The organism is Enterobacter sp. 61D5, assembly GCF_034107965.1.
Lineage (GTDB): Bacteria > Pseudomonadota > Gammaproteobacteria > Enterobacterales > Enterobacteriaceae > Enterobacter > Enterobacter cloacae_M.
Map to the genome: position 1 here is coordinate 451412 of NZ_JAWNFK010000004.1, position 20587 is coordinate 471998.

Annotated in this window: 16 protein-coding genes; 13 read left to right on the forward strand and 3 right to left on the reverse strand. The window is 55.2% G+C overall.

The window, feature by feature from the left end; translation table 11 throughout:
- Window positions 1-152 precede the first annotated feature (152 nt).
- Window positions 153-1505 carry a molecular chaperone gene (yegD, locus tag UTM25_RS04965; RefSeq protein ID WP_063441295.1) on the reverse strand — a complete coding sequence of 451 codons (1353 nt, stop codon included), beginning with the start codon at window positions 1503-1505 and terminating at the stop codon, window positions 153-155.
- A gap of 130 nt (window positions 1506-1635) precedes the next feature.
- Between yegD and alkA the strand changes: the two genes are divergently transcribed.
- Entirely contained in the window at window positions 1636-2508 is an 873-nt protein-coding gene (gene alkA, locus UTM25_RS04970; RefSeq protein ID WP_194400611.1) for a DNA-3-methyladenine glycosylase 2, read from the forward strand.
- On the opposite strand, the gene UTM25_RS04975 is transcribed toward alkA, so the two are convergent.
- On the reverse strand, window positions 2473-5802 hold the full coding sequence (locus UTM25_RS04975) for a diguanylate cyclase (protein WP_194400612.1): 3330 nt from the start codon (window positions 5800-5802) through the stop codon (window positions 2473-2475). The two genes, alkA and UTM25_RS04975, sit on opposite strands and share 36 nt — an antisense overlap.
- A 343-nt stretch (window positions 5803-6145) precedes the next feature.
- Here UTM25_RS04975 and udk point away from each other — a divergent pair, with 343 nt between their 5' ends.
- The 3 genes from udk to asmA all read left to right on the forward strand — a co-directional run bounded on the left by udk (window position 6146) and on the right by asmA (window position 9333).
- Window positions 6146-6787, forward strand: a complete 642-nt coding sequence (gene udk, locus UTM25_RS04980) for a uridine kinase (RefSeq protein ID WP_008500855.1) — start codon at window positions 6146-6148, stop codon at window positions 6785-6787.
- Window positions 6788-6878: 91 nt separating this feature from the next.
- On the forward strand, window positions 6879-7460 hold the full coding sequence (gene dcd, locus UTM25_RS04985) for a dCTP deaminase (protein ID WP_194400668.1): 582 nt from the start codon (window positions 6879-6881) through the stop codon (window positions 7458-7460).
- A gap of 22 nt (window positions 7461-7482) precedes the next feature.
- Window positions 7483-9333: an outer membrane assembly protein AsmA gene (asmA, locus tag UTM25_RS04990; protein WP_320714393.1), complete on the forward strand. Its 1851-nt coding sequence runs from the start codon at window positions 7483-7485 to the stop codon at window positions 9331-9333.
- A gap of 42 nt (window positions 9334-9375) precedes the next feature.
- On the opposite strand, the gene UTM25_RS04995 is transcribed toward asmA, so the two are convergent.
- Window positions 9376-10959 carry a TerC family protein gene (locus UTM25_RS04995; protein WP_194400615.1) on the reverse strand — a complete coding sequence of 528 codons (1584 nt, stop codon included), beginning with the start codon at window positions 10957-10959 and terminating at the stop codon, window positions 9376-9378.
- 692 nt (window positions 10960-11651) lie between these two features.
- Here UTM25_RS04995 and UTM25_RS05000 point away from each other — a divergent pair.
- The 9 genes from UTM25_RS05000 to wcaF all read left to right on the forward strand — a co-directional run bounded on the left by UTM25_RS05000 (window position 11652) and on the right by wcaF (window position 20571).
- Window positions 11652-12791 carry a polysaccharide export protein gene (locus tag UTM25_RS05000; RefSeq protein ID WP_014170829.1) on the forward strand — a complete coding sequence of 380 codons (1140 nt, stop codon included), beginning with the start codon at window positions 11652-11654 and terminating at the stop codon, window positions 12789-12791.
- Window positions 12792-12797: 6 nt separating this feature from the next.
- Window positions 12798-13241 (forward strand): low molecular weight protein-tyrosine-phosphatase Wzb, encoded by a 444-nt coding sequence (wzb, locus tag UTM25_RS05005; protein WP_023312405.1) that lies wholly within the window; start codon window positions 12798-12800, stop codon window positions 13239-13241.
- Between the two features lie 2 nt (window positions 13242-13243).
- Window positions 13244-15406, forward strand: coding sequence for a tyrosine-protein kinase Wzc (wzc, locus tag UTM25_RS05010; protein ID WP_194400617.1), 2163 nt, complete (start codon window positions 13244-13246; stop codon window positions 15404-15406).
- A 95-nt stretch (window positions 15407-15501) separates the two neighbouring features.
- Window positions 15502-16344: a colanic acid biosynthesis glycosyltransferase WcaA gene (wcaA, locus tag UTM25_RS05015; protein WP_023312403.1), complete on the forward strand. Its 843-nt coding sequence runs from the start codon at window positions 15502-15504 to the stop codon at window positions 16342-16344.
- Complete coding sequence (wcaB, locus tag UTM25_RS05020) at window positions 16344-16835, forward strand: colanic acid biosynthesis acetyltransferase WcaB (protein WP_023312402.1); 492 nt, start codon at window positions 16344-16346, stop codon at window positions 16833-16835. The genes wcaA and wcaB overlap by 1 nt, the downstream gene beginning before the upstream one ends.
- On the forward strand, window positions 16832-18049 hold the full coding sequence (gene wcaC / locus UTM25_RS05025) for a colanic acid biosynthesis glycosyltransferase WcaC (protein ID WP_032658829.1): 1218 nt from the start codon (window positions 16832-16834) through the stop codon (window positions 18047-18049). The genes wcaB and wcaC overlap by 4 nt, the downstream gene beginning before the upstream one ends.
- Complete coding sequence (wcaD, locus tag UTM25_RS05030; RefSeq protein ID WP_029742034.1) at window positions 18024-19244, forward strand: colanic acid polymerase WcaD; 1221 nt, start codon at window positions 18024-18026, stop codon at window positions 19242-19244. The genes wcaC and wcaD overlap by 26 nt, the downstream gene beginning before the upstream one ends.
- A gap of 16 nt (window positions 19245-19260) precedes the next feature.
- Entirely contained in the window at window positions 19261-20007 is a 747-nt protein-coding gene (gene wcaE / locus UTM25_RS05035) for a colanic acid biosynthesis glycosyltransferase WcaE (protein ID WP_023312400.1), read from the forward strand.
- Window positions 20008-20022: 15 nt separating this feature from the next.
- Window positions 20023-20571 carry a colanic acid biosynthesis acetyltransferase WcaF gene (wcaF, locus tag UTM25_RS05040; RefSeq protein WP_126330698.1) on the forward strand — a complete coding sequence of 183 codons (549 nt, stop codon included), beginning with the start codon at window positions 20023-20025 and terminating at the stop codon, window positions 20569-20571.
- Window positions 20572-20587 lie beyond the last annotated feature (16 nt).

The window sequence follows — 20587 nt, forward strand, 5'->3', positions numbered from 1 at the left end:
GCGGAAAAATGGAGGAAATATGGAAGACTGTCAGGAATGGTCTGAATGGAGGTAAACGCAAAACGGCAACATCCGTTGCCGTTTTTGATATTTTCGCCCTCTCCCTGTGGGAGAGGGCCGGGGTGAGGGCACCAGACCGCACCGTAACAACGCTAGCTAAACATCACCTGAGCCCAGCGCGCCAGACCAGCGGTAACGGAGCCAAAGTCATCCCCACCGGCAATTGGAATGCCAGGCAGCTGTTCCGCCAGCGCTTTCTTGATCAGCGGCGAGCGGGCGCTCCCCCCGGTCAGGTAAATCACGTCCGGCTTCTCTTTGCCGTTCTCCAGCGCCAGCTGCACCTGCTCCAGAATACGCTGCAGCGGCTGCGCGAGCGCCGTCTCCAGCCCGTCCTGTGAAATCGCGGTAGCCAGATCGTCGCTGATAAACGGCAAGGAGACCGCATGCTCAGCACGGTCGGAAAGGGCTATTTTGCTCTCTTCGGCAGTACGCACCACGCGGTAGCTCAGGCGCTGACGCCACACTTTATACAGCAGGGCGACTTTTTCGGCGTCCTGCGCGTCGCGCACCAGATCGTTAAGGAAGCGGCCGTTCGCGGTGCTGTAAAAATCACTCTGCGCAGGCACGTCGTTGATGGCAATTGCGTTCCACCACGGCAGGATCGGCAGGGCGATGCCTTTTTCGGTTTGCCCGCCCATGCCGAGCAGCGGCATCAGGCTCTTGAATGCCAGCGCGATATCGAGATCGTTACCGCCTACGCGGCAGCCGCTGTGCCCCAGCAGGCTATTTTCGCGATCGCGACGATTATGCCACTGCGGCCCCATCAGCAGCAGCGAGCAGTCCGTTGTGCCCCCGCCGATATCCACGACTAACACGCGCTTCTCTTCCGTCAGCGTGGCTTCAAAATCCAGCCCCGCGGCAACCGGCTCGTACTGGAACACCACGTCGCGGAAGCCTGCGCGGTGCGCCGCGCGTTCAAGGATCCCCTGCGCCTGCTGGTTGGCCTCGTCGCCGCCCAGCCCCTGGAAGTTGATAGGGCGGCCAATGACCGCCTGGGTAATTGCATCGGAGACCTGCGTCTGCGCCTGATTGCGAATATGCAGCATCATCGCGCACACCAGGTCTTCGAACATCGCCACCTGCTGCGGCTTCAGCCCGCTGGCGCCGAGGAAGGATTTTGGCGACTTAACGAAGTAAACCTCTTCAGGATCTTCAATGTAGTGCCCGAGCGAAGAGAGGCCGAACTGCACGCTGGACGGCGTAACGTCGATATCTTCCTCACGGTTAAAGCTGACCGCCCGGCGCAGCAGCGCCTGGGTCTCCGCCGCCGTGGCCGGAACCTGATGGTGGCGGAACAGCCATTCGCTCACCGCTTCACGCGTCGGCGCGCAGAGCATTGACGGCAGCAGCGTGCTCTCTTTTTCCATTTTCAGGAGCTGTGGCTGTCCGTTTTGCATAATCGCAACCGAGCAGTTTGCCGTACCGTAGTCGAATCCAATAAACACGATGAATCCCCATGCCAGTGAGAAGGGGCGAGACTTTAACGAAATGTCTTCATGGCGACAACAGGAATATGAAAGCAAGGCAATACAAGGTCTTTACGTTTATGCTGATAAGAACAAAAAAGGAGCAACGATGTACACCCTGAACTGGATTCCCCCTTACGACTGGCAGTGGATGTTTGGCTTTCTTGGCGCGCGTGCGGTGACGGGCATTGAAACCGTCACACGCGACTACTACGAGCGCAGTTTTGCCTGTGAAGGGCATCAGGGGATATTTCGCGTAACGCCGGATATCGCCACCCATACGCTGACCGTGACGCTCAGTCCGGGGTTAGTTCCGGTTGTGCAGACGTGCCTTGAACGCATCGAGCGCCTGTTCGATCTCGCCTGCAACCCGCAGCACATCGCGGATACGCTGGGCGATCTCGGTGCTGCCCGGCCAGGCTTGCGTTTGCCGGGGGCGATGGACGCCTACGAGCAGGGCATACGGGCGATCCTCGGGCAGCTGGTGAGCGTGGCGATGGCGGCGAAACTGACGTCGCGCCTGGTGGCGCTGTACGGCGAACCGATCGCGGATTGTCCTGGGTATCTCTGTTTCCCCACGCCGGACGCGCTGGCTGCAGCGGACCCGCTGGCGCTGAAAGCGTTGGGCATGCCGGTAAAACGCGCGGAGTCGTTAATTCATCTGGCGCAGTCGGTCATCGACGGGACGTTTCCGCTTTTCCCGCCCGCGAATATTGAGGCCGGGATGAAGGCGCTACAGCAGCGGCCGGGGATAGGGCGCTGGACGGCAAACTACCTGGCCCTGCGCGGCTGGCAGGCGAAAGATGTCTTTCTGCCGGATGATTATCTGATTAAGCAACGCTTTGCCGGGATGACGCCCGCGCAAATTCGGCGTTATGCCGAGCGCTGGCAGCCGTGGCGCTCTTACGCGCTGCTGCACATCTGGTATACCGACGGCTGGACGCCGTCAGTTGATGGCGAAATAGCTGGTGTTGAGCAGTAGATCCAGCGGCTGCGGCTCGGCGATGGTGTCGCCATAGATAAAATCAATACCGATGCCGGAGAGCGTATCCATCATGATAGGCTGGTTGCAGGGGCCCGCGATGGTTTTCATCCCCAGATGCTGGGCGTGGCCCTGCACAATGGTCACCATCATCTCGTCCATCAGGTTGCCATACACGTTGCTTACCACCTCCGCGTCCAGCATCAGATAGTCGGCCATATTGGCGGTCAGGTGGGTGAAGACGTTCATGTCGCGACCCACCTGGCTGAAGATCACGCGGCAGCCCGCCTGGCGAAGCTTTTGCAGACTCCGCTGCAGGTTTTTATCCGGGCTGCACACCACGTCGGCAGAGATAACCAGATGCAGGAGACGACCCGGCATCGGGCTTTTATCAAGCAGGTCGAGAAGCTCATCGACCAGCGTTACGCTGGCTAAACCGGCCTCAGAAAGCGGCAGCGCTACCCCCATGCCTTTACTGGCGACCTGTGCGGCAGAGGCGCGGAAAAACTCATTAAAAATGCGCCTGTCGAGGGCGTGCAAAAGTTCAGGCTCGGCCAGACCCGAGCGGAAGGCATGCTCTTCCTGGACTTCGCCCTGGCTGGTCCACAGGCGTAACGACAGCAGCCAGAAATTACTGCTTTCCGGGATGCGCGGGGAGGCGACGCTGCGGGCAATCATCATCAGGTGATTGTCTTTAATCATGTGCCACTGTTCATCAAGCGACATCATGCTGCGCGTGTTGTGATCCCGCTCCTGCTGGGGTTCGTAAACCGTCACCATGCCGCGCCCGCTGTTTTTCGAGGCATAACAGGCTATATCCGCCTGCGACATCACCTCCGACGCCTGATGGTTATTTTCATCAATCAGCGTGATGCCTGCGCTGGCGCCGATCCGGTGCAGGCGGCCTTCCCACATAAAGTGATAGTCATTGATCGTGTGGATCAGGCGCCCGGCGATATAGCGCGCGCTTTCAATATTGCAGTCCGGCAGCAGTAATCCGAACTCATCCCCACCCAGACGCGCCAGCACGTCGCTGGAGCGGAGCATGGTCAACATCAGCGAAGAGAGTTCCCGCAGCAGGGCATCGCCCGCCGCATGGCCTGCCGTATCGTTGACGGCTTTGAAGCGATCGAGATCGATAAAGACCAGGGCATGGCGCTGGCGCGTTTCGCGAACGGTCTGCAGGAGCCGTTTAAGATGATTTTCGAAGCTGACCCGGTTTGCCAGGTGGGTCAGGGCATCGTGGGAGGCGCTGTAGCTCAGCTGTCGCAGCATTTTGCGCGACTCGGTCACGTCCTGAATCACGATAACCGAGCCTATATTCTGCCCGTCCAGCGTGCTGAGCGGCGTAATGCTGTAGTGAATATCAAAATTACCGCCGGTACGGCAGTTCAGCACCACGTCCTGATCGATATCGGAACGGGACATATCGCCGCTGTGAATATTTTCCATCAGCGGCCCTTTTTCACCAAAGGTGATGTGCAACACCTTCAGGATCGGCTGGCCGATAGCCTCGGTCTGCAGCCAGCCGCTCATTTTCTCGGCCACCGGGTTCATAAAGGTGACGTTCATGTTGATATCGGTACACAGCACCGCTTCACCGATGGAGTCGAGGGTGATGTGCAGACGCTCTTTTTCCTGGAAGAGGGCCTCGTTGAGCTGCTTAACCTCGGTCATATCCATGTTGATTCCGAGCAGCCGTTCGACTTCACCCTGCTTATTGAGCACCCGGTTCGCCAGGGAGCGAATATGGCGCACGCCTTCCTTCACGCGGATGCGGAATTCCAGCTTAAACGGCAGGCGGGAAATCAGCGAGTCCCGCAGCACCTGCTCGGCGTGGGCACGATCTTCCGGCAGCATCGTGTCGTGCCAGAGCTGCCAGGTAGGCTTGATGTGCGGAGGGATTTCATATAGCTCAAACATCCGCTTGTCCCAGCTGATAATGTCTGGCTCCAGATCCCACTCCCAGATGCCGATGCCGCCCGCTTCGTTAGCCAGCGTAATGCGCTCCATCAGGCGTTTGTTGACCCACTCGGTCTGCTTCAGGTCGTTAATGTCTTCAATCTGGGCGATAAAATAGAGCGGCGAGCCGTCGGCATGGCGCACGACGGAGACGGCAAGAAGCGCCCAGACTACTTCCCCGTTGCGGGTGTAATAGCGCTTCTCGAGGGTATAGGTATTGATATCGCCGTTGACCAGCTGTTCGAGCTGTTCCAGGTCGGTGTGCAGATCTTCCGGCCAGGTGAGCTGCTGGAAGGTCAGCGACTGGAGCTCCGTCTGGCTGTAACCGAGGAAATTGCACAGCGCCTTGTTAGCCTGCAGCCATTTGCCCTCAATGCTGACCAGCGCCATACCGATGGCGGAATACTCCATCGCATTGCGGAAGCGCTCCTCGCTTTCGGTGATGTGCTTGCGCTCGGCGCGGAAGGCGTACATCACCATGGTCATCACGTTGGCAGGCAGGAGCAGCATCAGGAACGGCAGCCAGGGGGCGTTCAGCATCGCCCCGACGTGCTGGGTTGTCAGCGCCACCGGGTTTTGGGCAATCATCAGCGACACAACCATCACGGTGACCAGAAACACCAGGAACGCTTCCATTCGCGGCAGGCGCACGGCACTCCACATAAGCAAAACGATAACGCAGGTGAAAGGCCACGGCAGCCAGGTGATGGCTGCCCAGCTGAGGGCCAGCGTCACGGCCAGCGTGGTCAGCGTTTCCAGGAGCAGTCTCGGGTCTCGGTGGCGCAGCAGATAGTGCGGTTTAAACAACAGCCCCAACGGTACCACCGCCAGTGCGCCAATGGCTTCGGACAACACCCAGACGAAGAAATTACGCAGGGGTTCAGGACCGGGAGCCAGCAGAGATACCAGGACGCCGCCAACCAGCGGCGGTATCACGGCGCTGCCGATGGCCACGCGGATCCAGTCATTCAGATTCTGCAGCGGGTTGTACCACGGGAGCAATTTGCGAAGTAATAGCGCACCGGTAAAAGCTTCAACCACGTTAATTGAGGTGTAGGTGAGGCTTATCGATCCCCACGAAAACAGCATCCAGGTGGCAAGAATATTGCCAAACGAACAGGCCAGGGCGATTCCCGGCCACATTTTTCCTGCATGGCGGTAAAACGCCACCATCATAATGGCGGTGGGGAACCAGAGCGGGGCCAGCAGGGTGCCGAACCGGGTGAGCTCCAGGGAAAATAAGGTAAAGATAAAGGTGACCAGGCCCAGACAGACAAGTCGTATTAAAGGATGTGGGGTGGTAACCAAAACCCGCTGGTATTGTTTATTCATTACCGCTTTATCCAGAGACGCCATGCCGTCAGGGAAGATGTCCGAACGCGTGAATTAGATAATTTGGTTTATGCTAGTACAAACAATTTACAATTCATATGGTGACCGCTCAGAATTTGACACCACAGACTTATTAAATAGAGGCTCCGTGAAAAAAAACGGTTAAACGCTGAAAAAACGTTCATTTAAATTTCACTCAGGGAATAAGATGTCACTTTTCGGCCAGTCTCGCAGAACCTGTGCTTTCGACTGGTATCACGCCCGCGAAATCCCTATAATTGCCGCGTTTGACGCTCCGGCGTCGTCCTTCCTTAACATCCAGGTTAATCAGGTCGCTAAATTTATGACTGATAAGTCTCATCAGTGCGTCATTATAGGCATCGCCGGCGCATCGGCTTCAGGTAAAAGTCTAATTGCCAGTACGCTTTATCGCGAACTGCGTGAACAAGTAGGTGATGAGCATATCGGCGTCATTCCCGAAGACAGCTATTACAAAGATCAATCCCATCTGTCGATGGAAGAGCGCGTAAAAACCAACTATGACCACCCGAATGCAATGGATCACAGCCTGCTGTTCCAGCATTTAGAAGCGCTTAAGAGCGGCCAGGCGATTGAGCTGCCCGTTTACAGTTACGTAGAACACACCCGCACCCAGGAAACCATCCGCATCGAGCCGAAAAAGGTCATTATCCTCGAAGGCATCCTGCTGCTGACCGACGCTCGCCTGCGTGAATCCATGAACTTCTCGATTTTCGTTGATACCCCGCTGGATATCTGCCTGATGCGCCGCATTAAGCGTGACGTGAATGAACGCGGGCGTTCGATGGACTCCGTTATGGCGCAATACCAGAAAACGGTCCGCCCGATGTTCCTGCAGTTTATTGAGCCATCCAAACAATACGCCGATATCATCGTGCCGCGCGGGGGTAAAAACCGCATTGCGATTGATATCTTAAAAGCGAAAATCAGTCAGTTTTTTGAATAAGCCGCGTGAATTGTGTACCGTTCAGAGATTACCTGGTTTTACCCTGAGCGCTTATCGCCTCAGGGTACGATGCATGAAAGGAGAAAGTGGCATGCGTCTTTGCGATCGCGATATTGAAGCCTGGCTGGATGAAGGCCGTTTGTCTATTACCCCGCGTCCCCCGGTGGAGCGTATCAATGGCGTGACCGTTGATGTAAGGTTGGGGAATAAATTCCGCACCTTTAGCGGTCACACTGCGCCGTTCATCGATCTCAGCGGGCCGAAGGACGAAGTCAGCGCCGCGCTCGATCGCGTGATGAGTGATGAAATCGTTATCGACGAGGGCGAAGCCTTTTATCTCCATCCGGGTGAACTGGCCCTGGCGGTGACGTTTGAATCCGTCACTCTGCCTGCGGACCTGGTCGGCTGGCTTGATGGCCGTTCTTCGCTGGCGCGACTGGGGCTGATGGTTCACGTGACCGCGCACCGTATCGATCCTGGCTGGTCGGGGCGTATCGTGCTGGAATTTTTCAATGCCGGTAAATTGCCGCTGGCGCTGCGCCCGGGCATGATGATCGGCGCGTTAAGCTTTGAACCGCTGTCAGGCCCGGCAGATCGTCCTTACAACCGTCGGCAGGACGCAAAATATCGCGACCAGCAGGGCGCGGTTGCCAGCCGTATTGATAAAGACTGAGCGTTAGCCCATTGAGGATGCCATGAGAAGAGTTCTGACAACGCTGATGATTTTGCTGGTGGTGCTGGTGGCTGGCCTTTCGGCGTTGGTTCTGCTGGTTAACCCCAACGATTTCCGCGCTTACATGGTGCGGCAGGTCGAGGCACGCAGTGGTTATCAACTGAAGCTTGACGGGCCGCTGCGCTGGCACGTCTGGCCGCAGCTCAGCATTCTCTCTGGCCGCATGTCGCTCACGGCGCCGGGGGCGGCCCAGCCGCTGGTGTCCGCAGACAACATGCGCCTTGATGTGGCGCTGTTCCCGCTCATTTCCCATCAGCTGCAGGTTAAGCAGGTGATGCTGAAAGGCGCGGTGATCCAGCTCACCCCGCAAACCGAAGCCGTGCGTGATGCCAGTGCGCCGGTTGCGCCGCGCGAAAATACTCTGCCTGATGATCCGTCCGATACCGGCTGGTCCTTTGATATCGGCAAGCTGAAAGTTGCCGATAGCGTGTTGGTTTTCCAGCATGAGCACCAGGAGCAGGTGACCATTCGCAACATTAACCTGCAGATGGAACAGGATGCTCATCATCTTGCGTCGCTGGAATTTAGCGGGCGCGTGAACCGCGATCAGCGTGATTTGACCCTGTCGCTGAATGCTAATGTGAACGCCTCAGACTATCCGCACCAGCTTACGGCCGACATCCAGCAGCTGAACTGGCAGCTGACGGGTGCCGATCTTCCCACCCAGGGGGTCACCGGGCAGGGAACGCTGCAGGCCGTGTGGCGCGAAGAGCAAAAGCAGCTGGAGCTGGATAATCTCAACCTGCAGGCAAATGACAGTAGCCTGAAGGGACAGGCGAGCGTCACGCTCGAAGAGAAGCCGAAGTGGGTGCTGAATCTGCAGTTTGACAAGCTCAACCTGGAAAATCTGCTGCCGCCTCTGCCCGCCAGCGCCACGGACAGCGATGCCACGTTGACGGGGCAAAGCCAGGCACCGGTATCACGTCCGGTAATCTCGTCTAATCTCGATCAGCCTGACTATAACGCCCTGCGCGGGTTCACGGCGGATATTCTGCTGAAAGCCAATAGCCTGCGCTGGCGCGGCATTGATTTTAGCGACGTGAGCAGCCAGATGTTTAACCATAACGGTTTGCTGGTGATCTCCGAGCTTAGCGGAAAGATGGGCGCAGGGAGCCTCTCGCTGCCCGGCACGCTGGACGTCCGTAAAGACGTTGCCACCGCCGAATTCCAGCCGCGTCTCGACAACGTTGAGATAGGCACCATCCTGAACGCGTTCAACTATCCGATATCCCTGACGGGGCAGTTGACGCTTGCGGGTGACTTCTCAGGCACGAAAATTGATGCCGATGCTTTCCGCCGCGAGTGGCAGGGGCAGGCGCATCTTGATCTGAAAAATTCCCGTATGGAAGGGCTTAACTTCCAGCAGCTGGTGCAGCAGGCGGTCGAGCGCAGCAGCGATGTGAAGGCCCAGGATAACTACGACAGCGCCACGCGCCTCGACAGCTTCACCACGGACCTGACGCTGGACAACGGACAACTTACTCTCGACGGAATGCAGGGTACTTCTTCACTCTTATCAATGACCGGTGAAGGTAAGCTGGATCTGGTGAAAGAAACCGCGGACACGCGCTTTAACGTGCGCGTACTTTCCGGCTGGCAGGGTGAAAGCAAGCTCATCGACTTCCTGAAAGAGACGCCGGTCCCGCTGACCGTATACGGCAAATGGCAGGCCCTTAATTACCGTCTGGAGGTGGATCAGCTCCTGCGTAAGCATCTGCAGGATGAAGCGAAACGTCGGCTTAGCGGCTGGGCGGAACGCAATAAAGATTCACAGGACGGTAAGGACGTTAAGAAGCTGCTGGATAAGCTTTGATGTCCGTTGCGCCGGGTAAGGCGAAGTCGCCACCCGGCTTTTTTACACCTCAAAATCCAGTTCTTCCTCATCCCGCAGCGGAATGAGCTGAACCTTCTGCACGCGATGGTTTTCAATCTGCAGCGTTTTGAGCAGATAGTCGCCCACCTGAACTTCTTCCCCCGGCTGCGGGATACGCTGCAAATATTCCATCAGCAGGCCGGCAATAGTGTGATACTCCCGTTTTTCATCCAGCGGCAGCGGCACGTATTGCACCAGGTCTTCCAGCGGCATATGGCCGTTAGCGGTCCACGAACCGTCTGCGTTTTTCTGAATATCATGGCGGGCGTCAATCTCATCCACCTCGTTAGGCAGATTACCGGCGATGGTTTCCATTACGTCGCTGAGCGTGACCAGCCCTTCCACCGAACCAAACTCATCCACCACAAAGGCAAAGTGCGTGCGCGCGTTACGGAATTGCTCAAGGGCTGAAAGCAGCGGTAGCCCCTCAGGGAAGACCAGCGGCTGGCGTACCAGTACGCGCAGGTTGAGCGCCTCGCCGTGAAGCTGCTGCTGGAGCAGGTCAATAACGTGCACCACGCCCAGCAGCTCCTCTTCCTCTTCACCGCCGGTCACCACCACGCGGGTGTGCTGATTTTTATCCAGCAGGGCGCGAATGTGCTCTTCCGGTGCCGTCAGGTCGATATGCTCAATGTCGTGCCGCGAGGTCATGATGCTGCTGACCGTCCGCTGATTCAGATTAAGCACCCGCTCGATCATCCGTCGTTCCTGCGGGTCGAAGATCAGCCCGTCACTGTGATCGGCCAGCATGGCGGAGGATTCTGCATCCAGCTCCGCATCCTCTTTCTTACCGCTTAGCAGGCGCATAACCGTGTCGGCCGTGCGCTGACGCAGGGTCTGATTCGCGGACAGGAAGCGGCGGCGGTTAAATATCGCCAGCTGGTTGAGCGCTTCAATCATGACGGAGAAGCCGATGGCGGCGTACAGGTAGCCTTTCGGAATATGGAAGCCAAAACCGTCGGCCACCAGGCTAAAGCCAATCATCAGCAAGAAGCTCAGGCAGAGGATCACGATGGTCGGGTGACTGTTCACAAAGCGGGTCAGCGACTTGCTGGCCATGACCATCAGCGTGATGGCAATAATCACCGCAGCCATCATCACCGCAAGGTGGTCCACCATCCCGACGGCGGTGATCACCGAGTCTAGAGAAAAGACCGCATCCAGCACCACGATTTGCGCCACTACCGGCCAGAATTTCGCCCCGCGGCGCTGGGTTGGGTTCTCGCTGTCTTTGCCTTCCAGCCGTTCGTTGAGCTCCACCGTGGCTTTGAACAGCAGGAACAACCCGCCGAAGAGCATGATCAGATCGCGGGCGCTAAAACTCAGACCGTGGATGGAGAACAGAGGCTGAGTGAGCGTCACCAGCCAGGAGATAGAGGCCAGCAGCAGTAACCGCATCACCATCGCCAGCAGCAGACCCGTCACGCGCGCGCGGTCGCGCTGGGAAGGGGGAAGTTTTTCAGCGAGGATGGCGATAAAGACCAGATTATCAATCCCGAGCACGAGCTCGATGACGACCAGCGTAACCAGCCCTGCCCAGATTGAGGGATCGGCAATCCATTCCATAGTAATAGCAATACCTTCTGTTATATGACGAATGTCACACTTCGATCATGGATAAAGCTGGGGGAAATTGCAATGCCGGGCTGAGATTTCTCTTAATACGATGGGTAAAAAAGAGAGCATTCTCAATAGGGTGTAAATAAGCGAAATACGTATATTTAATTACAAGGAATGGATTTTAGGATATATCGCAGGGACTGATTTTTACTCTTATTTTGTCAATATAAAGAAAATCCTAAAAGTTCAAAAATTTGCTCTTAATATTAATCTTAAAAACCAATATTAGGACAGTTGTCTCCTTGCCTGCTATTAGGTTAGCTGTAACAATTCTCCCAGCATCAAATGTTAAATCTCGGTGTTGCTATTAATGTTCGGTCTTCAGGGATGGTTATTCATTATCCGTCGGGTTTCTCAAGCGACTGATATATTTCCAGAAGACCTTGCTCAAGAGGGTGTCTATCCATAACACATTGTTTAGTCAGTGGATTGGTAACTGAAAGCCAAGGGCGGTAGCGTGCCTGAAAGCGTGTGAATCAGCCTCGATTATTCTGTCAATAGCCAATGGATGAATAAGCTTTTTTTAGGACTGATGCCAGTTATATTTCTATTTGATTAACTGCATGCTGAAACCCAATACGACTCGAGCTTATTTAAATTGCACAGGATAATTACTCTGCCAAAGTGATAAATAATCAATGATGAAATCCAAAATGAAATTGATGCCATTATTGGTGTCTGTGACCTTGATGAGTGGTTGCACGGTCTTTCCCGGCAGCAATATGTCAACAATGGGTAAGGATGTGATCAAGCAACAGGATGCCGATTTTGATCTCGACAAAATGGTGAATGTTTATCCACTTACGCCTCGTCTGGTCGAACAATTACGTCCACGTCCGAATGTTGCCCAGCCGAATATGTCGCTGGACCAGGAAATTGCGTCCTACCAGTATCGCGTGGGGCCGGGTGACGTGATCAACGTGACCGTCTGGGACCACCCTGAACTGACTACGCCAGCGGGCCAGTACCGTAGCTCAAGCGACACCGGTAACTGGGTGCAGTCAGATGGCACCATGTTCTATCCCTACATTGGTAAAGTCCATGTTGCAGGGAAAACGCTTGCCGAGATCCGTAGTGATATTACCGGCCGCTTAGCGCAGTACATCGCCGATCCGCAGGTGGACGTTAATATCGCCGCATTCCGCTCGCAAAAAGCCTATATCTCCGGCCAGGTGAATAAATCCGGCCAGCAGGCCATCACCAACGTTCCTCTGACCGTACTGGATGCCATCAACGCCGCGGGCGGGTTAACCGACGGCGCCGACTGGCGCAACGTCGTGCTCACCCACAACGGGAAGGAGCAGCGCATTTCGCTGCAGGCGCTGATGCAAAACGGCGATCTGACCCAGAACCGCCTGCTCTATCCGGGCGACATTCTCTACGTGCCGCGCAATGACGATCTGAAAGTCTTCGTGATGGGTGAAGTGAAGAAACAGAGCACCCTCAAAATGGACTTCAGCGGTATGACGCTGACCGAAGCGCTGGGCAATGCTGAGGGTATCGATCTGACGACCTCTAACGCGACCGGTATCTTCGTTATCCGTCCGCTGAAAGGTGAGGGCAGTGCGAAAGGCAAGATTGCCAACATCTACCAGCTGGATATGTCCGATGCGACCTCTCTGGTGATGGCAACGGAGTTCCGTCTCCAGCCATACGATGTGGTGTATGTCACCACCGCGCCGGTTGCCCGCTGGAACCGTCTGATCAACCAGTTGCTGCCAACCATCAGTGGCGTTCGCTACATGACGGATACGGCGCGCGACATTCATACCTGGTAATCCGCGATGTTTAACAAAATTCTGGTGGTATGCGTGGGGAACATTTGCCGTTCCCCTACGGCTGAACGGTTGTTGAAACACTACCAGCCCGAACTGACCGTTGATTCGGCAGGGCTGGGTGCACTGGTCGGTAAAGGTGCCGATGAGCGCGCAACGAGCGTGGCGCGGGATCATCACCTCTCCCTCGACGGACACGTGGCCCGCCAGGTCACTGGCCGCATGTGCCGGGAGTATGACCTGATCCTGACGATGGAAAAACGCCATATTCATGCGCTGTGCGATATCGCTCCGGAGATGCGCGGCAAGGTGATGCTGTTTGGTCACTGGGACAATGAACGTGAAATCCCCGATCCGTATCGCAAAAGCCATGAGGCCTTTGAGGCGGTTTACACCTTACTTGACCAGTCTGCCCAGCAGTGGGCGCAGGCACTGAAAGTTCAGCAGGGATAACAATGACAGAAAAAACAAGACCTTCTGCCGCCCCGACTTCGGGCAGTGATGAAATTGATATTGGGCGCCTGGTCGGCACTGTTGTAGAGGCAAAGTGGTGGGTGCTGGGCATTACCGCCGTGTTCGCCGCGGCGGCCGTCGTCTATACGCTGTTCGCCACCCCTATCTACAGCGCCGATGCGCTGGTGCAGATCGAGCAGAATACCGGCAACTCGCTGGTGCAGGACATTGGTTCCGCGCTGGCGAACAAGCCGCCGGCATCCGACGCCGAAATTCAGCTCATCCAGTCACGTCTGGTGCTGGGTAAAACGGTTCACGACCTCGGGCTCGATATCTCCGTCACCAAAAATACCTTCCCGGTCTTTGGTGCCGGCTGGGATCGTCTGATGGGGCGAAGCAACGACACGGTGAAAGTCACTGACTTCGTGCTGCCGAAAGGGGCAGGCGATCAGACGTTTACCCTGACGGTGCTTGGCCCGAAACAGTACCAGCTAACCAGCGACGCAGGTTTTAGCGCGCGCGGTGAAGTGGGGCAGATGCTGACCAAAGACGGCGTCAGCATGATGGTCAGCGCCATTAACGCCCAGGAGGGCGGTGAATTCACCGTCACCAAATTCTCCACCCTGGGGATGATCAACAATCTGCAAAACAACCTGACCGTCACCGAAAACGGTAAGGACACCGGCGTGCTGAGCATGACCTTTACCGGTGAAGATAAGGATCAAATCCGCGACATCCTGAACAGCATTACCCGCAACTATCTTGAGCAGAACGTTGAGCGTAAGTCGGCGGAAGCGGCGAAAAGCCTGGCCTTCCTCGCGAAACAGCTCCCGGAAGTGCGCGCTCATCTGGATGATGCCGAGAACAAGCTGAACGCCTATCGTCAGGATAAAGACTCCGTTGACCTGCCGCTGGAAGCGAAATCGGTCCTCGATTCGATGGTCAACATTGATGCGCAGCTCAACGAGCTGACCTTCAAAGAGGCGGAGATTTCCAAGCTTTATACCAAACGTCACCCGGCCTACCGCACGCTGCTGGAGAAACGCCGTACCCTGGAAGAAGAGAAGGCGAAGCTCAATGACCGCGTGACCGCGATGCCGAAAACTCAGCAGGAGATCGTGCGTCTGACCCGCGACGTGGAGTCAGGACAGCAGGTTTACATGCAGCTGCTGAACAAGCAGCAGGAGCTGAAAATCACCGAAGCCAGTACCGTCGGTGACGTGCGCATCGTCGACCCGGCCATTACCCAGCCTGGCGTGCTGAAGCCGAAGAAGGCGCTGATTATTCTCGGCAGCATTATTCTCGGCCTGATGCTCTCCATCGTGGGCGTGCTGCTGCGTTCGCTTTTCAACCGCGGTATCGAAAGCCCGCAGGTGCTGGAAGAGAGCGGTATCAACGTCTATGCCAGCATTCCGCTGTCTGAGTGGCAAAAATCCCGCGACAGCGTCAAAACCATCAAGGGCGTTAAGCGTTACAAACAGAGCCAGCTTCTGGCGGTGGGTAACCCGACCGACCTCGCCATCGAAGCGATCCGTAGCCTGCGTACCAGTCTGCACTTCGCCATGATGCAGGCCAAAAACAACGTCCTGATGTTAACCGGCGTCAGCCCGTCAATCGGTAAAACCTTCGTCTGCGCCAACCTGGCGGCGGTGGTCAGCCAGACCAACAAGCGCGTGCTGCTGATCGACTGCGATATGCGTAAGGGCTACACCCACGAACTGCTGGGCACCAACAACGTGAACGGTCTGTCGGAAATCCTGCTCGGCAAAGGGGAAATCAGCCAGAGCGCGAAACCCACAACGGTGCCGAAATTTGACCTGATCCCGCGCGGTCAGGTGCCGCCTAACCCGTCCGAGCTGCTGATGAGCGAACGCTTCACCGAGCTGGTGGAGTGGGCGAGCAAAAATTACGACCTGGTGCTGATCGATACGCCGCCAATTCTGGCCGTAACCGACGCAGCCGTTGTTGGCCGCCACGCGGGAACCACGCTGATGGTGGCGCGTTACGCGGTGAACACCCTGAAAGAGGTGGAAACCAGCCTGAGCCGCTTCGAGCAGAACGGGATTGAGGTGAAAGGGGTGATCCTGAACTCCATCTTCCGCCGCGCGACCGGGTATCAGGATTACGGCTATTACGAGTACGAATATAAATCTGACAGCAAATAAAAATCCCCCTCACCCTAACCCTCTCCCCAGAGGGGAGAGCAGCTTTCTCCCTCTCCCTCCGAGAGAGGGGCGGGGTGAGGGATAAGGGGAAGACCATGACCACACAACGCCCTTTAGTTTCAATCTATATGCCGACATGGAATCGTCAGCAGCTGGCGATCCGCGCAATCAAATCCGTCCTGCGACAGGATTACGATAACTGGGAGCTGATCATCGTTGATGACTGCTCTTCCTCGTATGAACAGCTGCAAAAGTTTGTGACTGACCTCAACGACCCGCGGGTGGTCTATACGCATAACGCCATTAACTCCGGCGCGTGCGCGGTGCGTAATCAGGCGATTATGCAGGCCAAAGGGCAGTATCTGACCGGGATCGACGACGATGACGAATGGACGCCGAACCGCCTGTCTATCTTCCTGTCGCATAAAGAACAGCTGGTCACGCACGCTTTCCTGTATGCCAACGACTATGTCTGCCAGGGCGAGGTTTACTCGCAGCCCGCGAGTCTGCCGCTCTACCCGAAGTCGCCGTATTCTCGCCGCCTGTTCTACAAGCGCAATATTATTGGTAACCAGGTCTTCACCTGGGCGTGGCGTTTCAAAGAGTGCCTGTTCGATACCGAACTCAAGGCCGCGCAGGATTACGATATCTTCCTGCGCATGGTGGTGGAGTACGGCGAGCCGTGGAAGGTGGAAGAGGCCACGCAGATCCTGCATATCAACCACGGGGAGATGCAAATCACCTCCTCGCCGAAGAAGTTCTCCGGCTACTTCCATTTTTACCGCAAGCACAAGGACAAATTTGACCGTGCCAGCCGTAAATATCAGCTCTTTACCCTCTATCAGATCCGCAATAAGCGCATGAACTGGCGCACGCTGCTGACGCTGCTGTCCGTGCGTAACGGCAAACGCCTGGCTGATGGACTTCGGGGGAAATAATGTTTCTGGAAGATTGCCGCGCTAACAGCTGGAGCCTGCGTCCGTGCTGCATGGTTCTGGCGTACCGCATCGCGCACTTTTGCTCGGTGTGGCGTAAGAAAAACGTGCTGAACAATATCTGGGCGGCGCCCGTGCTGGTGCTGTACCGCATCATTACCGAATGCTTTTTTGGCTATGAAATTCAGGCCGCTGCCACCATTGGCCGCCGTTTTACCATCCATCACGGCTATGCGGTGGTGATCAACAAGTTTGTGGTCGCTGGGGATGATTTCACCATTCGTCATGCGGTCACCATTGGCAACCGCGGGCCTGACAGCCTGGCCTGCCCGGTCATCGGCAATAACGTCGAGCTGGGCGCGAACGTGGTGATCATCGGTGACATTACGATTGGTAATAACGTCACGATTGGTGCTGGCAGCGTGGTGCTGGACAGCATTCCGGATAACGCGCTGGTGGTGGGAGAAAAAGCCCGCGTGAAGGTGATTAAATGAACATATTGCAATTTAACGTACGCCTCGCAGAAGGCGGAGCGGCAGGCGTGGCCCTGGATCTGCACCAGCGCGCGCTGCAAAAAGGACTTCAGTCTCGTTTTATTTACGGCTACGGCAAAGGCGGCAAGAAAAGCGTCAGCCACGATAACTTCCCGCAGGTGCACAAGCACACGCCGCGTCTGACCTCGATTGCCAACATTGCGCTGTTCCGCCTGTTTAACCGCGATCTGTTTGGCAACCTGAACAACCTTTACCGCACCGTGACGCGCACGACCGGCCCGGTTGTGCTGCATTTTCACGTGCTGCACAGCTACTGGCTGAATCTGGAAGAGGTGGTGGCGTTTTGCCAGAAGGTGCAGGCCCACAAGCCCGATACCCGCTTTGTCTGGACGCTGCACGATCACTGGAGCGTGACCGGACGCTGCGCGTTTACCGACGGCTGCGAAGGCTGGAAAGATAACTGCCAGAAGTGTCCGACGTTAAGCAACTACCCGCCGGTGAAGGTGGATCGCGCGCATCAGCTGGTGGCCGGAAAGCGTCAGCTGTTCCGCGACATGCTCTCGCTCGGCTGTACGTTTATCTCCCCGAGCCAGCACGTGGCCGATGCCTTCAACAGCCTGTACGGGGCAGGGCGCTGTCAGATTATCAACAACGGCATCGACGTAGCGACGGAAGCCATTCTTGCCGAGCTGACCCCGGTGGCCGAAACTGCGGGCAAACCGAAAATCGCTATTGTTGCGCATGACCTGCGTTACGACGGTAAAACCAACCAGCAGCTGGTGCGCGACATGATGGCGCTGGGTGACAAGATAGAGCTTCACACCTTCGGCAAGTTTTCACCGTTCGAAGGGGCCAACGTGGTGAACCACGGGTTTGAGACCGACAAGCGCAAGCTGATGAGCGCGCTGAATGAAATGGACGCGCTGGTGTTCAGCTCCCGCGTGGATAACTATCCGCTGATCCTCTGCGAAGCGCTCTCTATCGGCGTGCCGGTGATCGCCACCCACAGCGATGCGGCGCGCGAAGTGCTGGAAAAGTCCGGCGGGAAAACCTTCACGGAGCAGGAGGTCCTGCCGCTGGTACAGCTGCCGAAGGCGCAGATTGCTGAGATCGTTTTTGGCACGGACCTGGAATCGTTCCGCAACCGCAGCCGCAAGGCCTACAGTGGACAACAGATGCTGGAGGAATATGTCTCGTTCTATCAGAATCTGTAGTTATCTGCTGCTGCCGCTGATCTACCTGCTGGTCAACGTCAAAATTGCCCAGCTCGGCGAAAGCTTCCCGATAACCATCGTAACCTTCCTGCCCGTTCTGCTTCTGCTGTATGTCGATAAAATCAACCTCAAGAAGCTGATGATTGCCTTAGGGCTGGGCACGGGCCTGACGCTGTTTAACTACATCTTTGGCCAGTCGCTGGATGCGAGTAAATACGTCACGTCGACCATGCTGTTTGTTTATATTGTTATTATTATCGGAATGGTCTGGAGTATTCGGTTTAAAACTATTTCTCCGCACAATTATCGGAAAATCCTTAGGTTCTTTTATATTGCCGTTGCGTTAATTGTGATGCTTGCCGCGCTGGAGATGGCGCAAATTATTCTCACCGGTGGCAGCAGCCTGATGGAGATAATTTCGAAATATCTCATTTACAGTAACAGCTATGTATTGAACTTCATCAAGTTTGGCGGGAAGCGTACTACGGCCCTCTATTTTGAACCGGCGTTTTTCGCTCTGGCGTTAATCTCAATTTGGCTCAGCATCAAACAGTTTGGTATCAAAACGCCTAAGACCGATGCTATGATTCTTGCAGGAATTGTTCTGTCTGGATCGTTCTCAGGGGTAATGACATTTATCCTGTTTTACCTGCTGGAGTGGGCGTTCCAGTACCTGAACAAAGATGCGATTAAGAAAAAACTGCCGCTGGCGATTATCTCCCTGACGGTATTTATGGTAGGCGTGATATTTGCCTTCCCGTACATCTCAGAACGTCTGGGTGATTTGGGAACGGAAGGGTCTTCGTCCTATTATCGCATCATTGGGCCACTGGTGATGGTGGGTTATTCCTTAACCCATATTGATGGGGTGGTAAGATTCGGCTCACTTTACGAATATGTTGCATCATTCGGAATTTTTAACGGTGCGGATGTCGGTAAAACCATAGACAATGGTCTGTATCTGTTAATTATTTATTTTTCGTGGTTCGCCGTACTGTTGACCCTGTGGTATCTGTTTAAAGTTTTCAAAATGATGATTAACGCGTTTGGTGATAACCAGAACTTTCGCGTTCAGCTTTATCTGTTTACTCCGGTGTCGCTGTTTTTTACCGGGTCAATATTTAGCCCGGAATATGCTTTCTTGATTGTCTGTCCGTTTATTCTGCGCAAGGCGCTTAATATTACGAACGTATGACGAAATGAGGTGATTTATGTTTCTTAGCGTCATTACTGTCGCTTTTCGTAATTACGAAGGGGTGGTAAAAACCTGGCGCTCGCTGCGCAACCTGGCGCGCGATCCAAGCCTCACCTTTGAGTGGATTGTGGTTGACGGCGGCTCGAACGATGGCACTGCGGAGTTTCTGGAAAAACTCAACGGTGAGTTCAACTTACGCTACATCAGCGAGAAAGATAAAGGCATCTATGATGCGATGAATAAAGGCATCAGCATGGCGCAAGGCCGTTATGCCATTTTCCTGAACTCGGGCGATATTTTCCATGAAGACGTGGCGCTGTTTGCCCGTCAGCTGGCTCGCCAGAAAGAGGACGCGATGTATATTGGCGATGCGCTGCTCGATTTTGGCGACGGACATAAAGTGTGCCGCAGCGCGAAGCCAGGCTGGTATATCTACCACAGCTTGCCGGCCAGCCATCAGGCCATTTTCTTCCCGGTAAAGGGTCTGAAAAAACAGCCTTACGATTTGCAGTATAAAGTGTCTTCCGATTATGCGCTGGCCGCCAGCCTGTATAAATCAGGTTACCCGTTCCGTCGAATTAAAGGGCTGGTATCCGAATTTTCAATGGGTGGCGTGTCAACGTCTAATAATCTGGAATTGTGCCAGGATGCCAAAAACGTACAGCGTAAAATATTACGCGTGCCGGGGTTCTGGGCGGAATTATCCTATTTATTACGCCTGCGTACCACAGGCAAAACGAAAACCTTATATAACAAAGCCTGAATATAAGGAAACGCAATGCAGGATTTAAAAGGTTTCTCCGTGCCGAAAGGTTTTCGGGGCGGGAACGGTATTAAGGTACAGCTGTGGTGGGCCGTTCAGGCAACATTATTTGCCTGGTCGCCGCAAATAATGTACCGCTGGCGAGCTTTTTTATTGCGCCTGTTTGGCGCAAAAATCGGAAAAAACGTAGTCATCCGACCTTCTGTGAAAATTACCTATCCGTGGAAATTAACGCTTGGGGATTACGCATGGGTTGGGGATGACGCGGTGTTATATACCCTTGGCGAAATAACGATTGGCGCAAATTCGGTGGTTTCACAGAAATGTTATTTGTGCACCGGCAGCCACGACTTTATGAGCCAGCATTTTGATATTACCGCTTCGCCTGTTGTGATTGGCGAAAAATGCTGGCTGGCAACGGATGTTTTTGTTGCACCGGGTGTTTCTGTTGGCGATGGCACGGTAGTCGGTGCCCGCAGCAGCGTTTTTAAATCGCTACCGGCAAATAAAATTTGCCGTGGCAACCCCGCAGTGGTGATACGCGAACGCGTTGAAACTGATTAAATTCATAAGTAGAGGA

Bases quoted from the DNA above. Each gene is read 5' to 3' on its own strand.
- alkA (WP_194400611.1), top strand. From the start codon at position 1,636: ATGTACACCCTGAACTGGATTCCCCCTTACGACTGGCAGTGGATGTTT.
- UTM25_RS04975 (WP_194400612.1), bottom strand. From the start codon at position 5,802: ATGAATAAACAATACCAGCGGGTTTTGGTTACCACCCCACATCCTTTA.
- udk (WP_008500855.1), top strand. From the start codon at position 6,146: ATGACTGATAAGTCTCATCAGTGCGTCATTATAGGCATCGCCGGCGCA.
- dcd (WP_194400668.1), top strand. From the start codon at position 6,879: ATGCGTCTTTGCGATCGCGATATTGAAGCCTGGCTGGATGAAGGCCGT.
- asmA (WP_320714393.1), top strand. From the start codon at position 7,483: ATGAGAAGAGTTCTGACAACGCTGATGATTTTGCTGGTGGTGCTGGTG.
- UTM25_RS04995 (WP_194400615.1), bottom strand. From the start codon at position 10,959: ATGGAATGGATTGCCGATCCCTCAATCTGGGCAGGGCTGGTTACGCTG.
- UTM25_RS05000 (WP_014170829.1), top strand. From the start codon at position 11,652: ATGATGAAATCCAAAATGAAATTGATGCCATTATTGGTGTCTGTGACC.
- wzb (WP_023312405.1), top strand. From the start codon at position 12,798: ATGTTTAACAAAATTCTGGTGGTATGCGTGGGGAACATTTGCCGTTCC.
- wzc (WP_194400617.1), top strand. From the start codon at position 13,244: ATGACAGAAAAAACAAGACCTTCTGCCGCCCCGACTTCGGGCAGTGAT.
- wcaA (WP_023312403.1), top strand. From the start codon at position 15,502: ATGACCACACAACGCCCTTTAGTTTCAATCTATATGCCGACATGGAAT.
- wcaB (WP_023312402.1), top strand. From the start codon at position 16,344: ATGTTTCTGGAAGATTGCCGCGCTAACAGCTGGAGCCTGCGTCCGTGC.
- wcaC (WP_032658829.1), top strand. From the start codon at position 16,832: ATGAACATATTGCAATTTAACGTACGCCTCGCAGAAGGCGGAGCGGCA.
- wcaD (WP_029742034.1), top strand. From the start codon at position 18,024: ATGTCTCGTTCTATCAGAATCTGTAGTTATCTGCTGCTGCCGCTGATC.
- wcaE (WP_023312400.1), top strand. From the start codon at position 19,261: ATGTTTCTTAGCGTCATTACTGTCGCTTTTCGTAATTACGAAGGGGTG.
- wcaF (WP_126330698.1), top strand. From the start codon at position 20,023: ATGCAGGATTTAAAAGGTTTCTCCGTGCCGAAAGGTTTTCGGGGCGGG.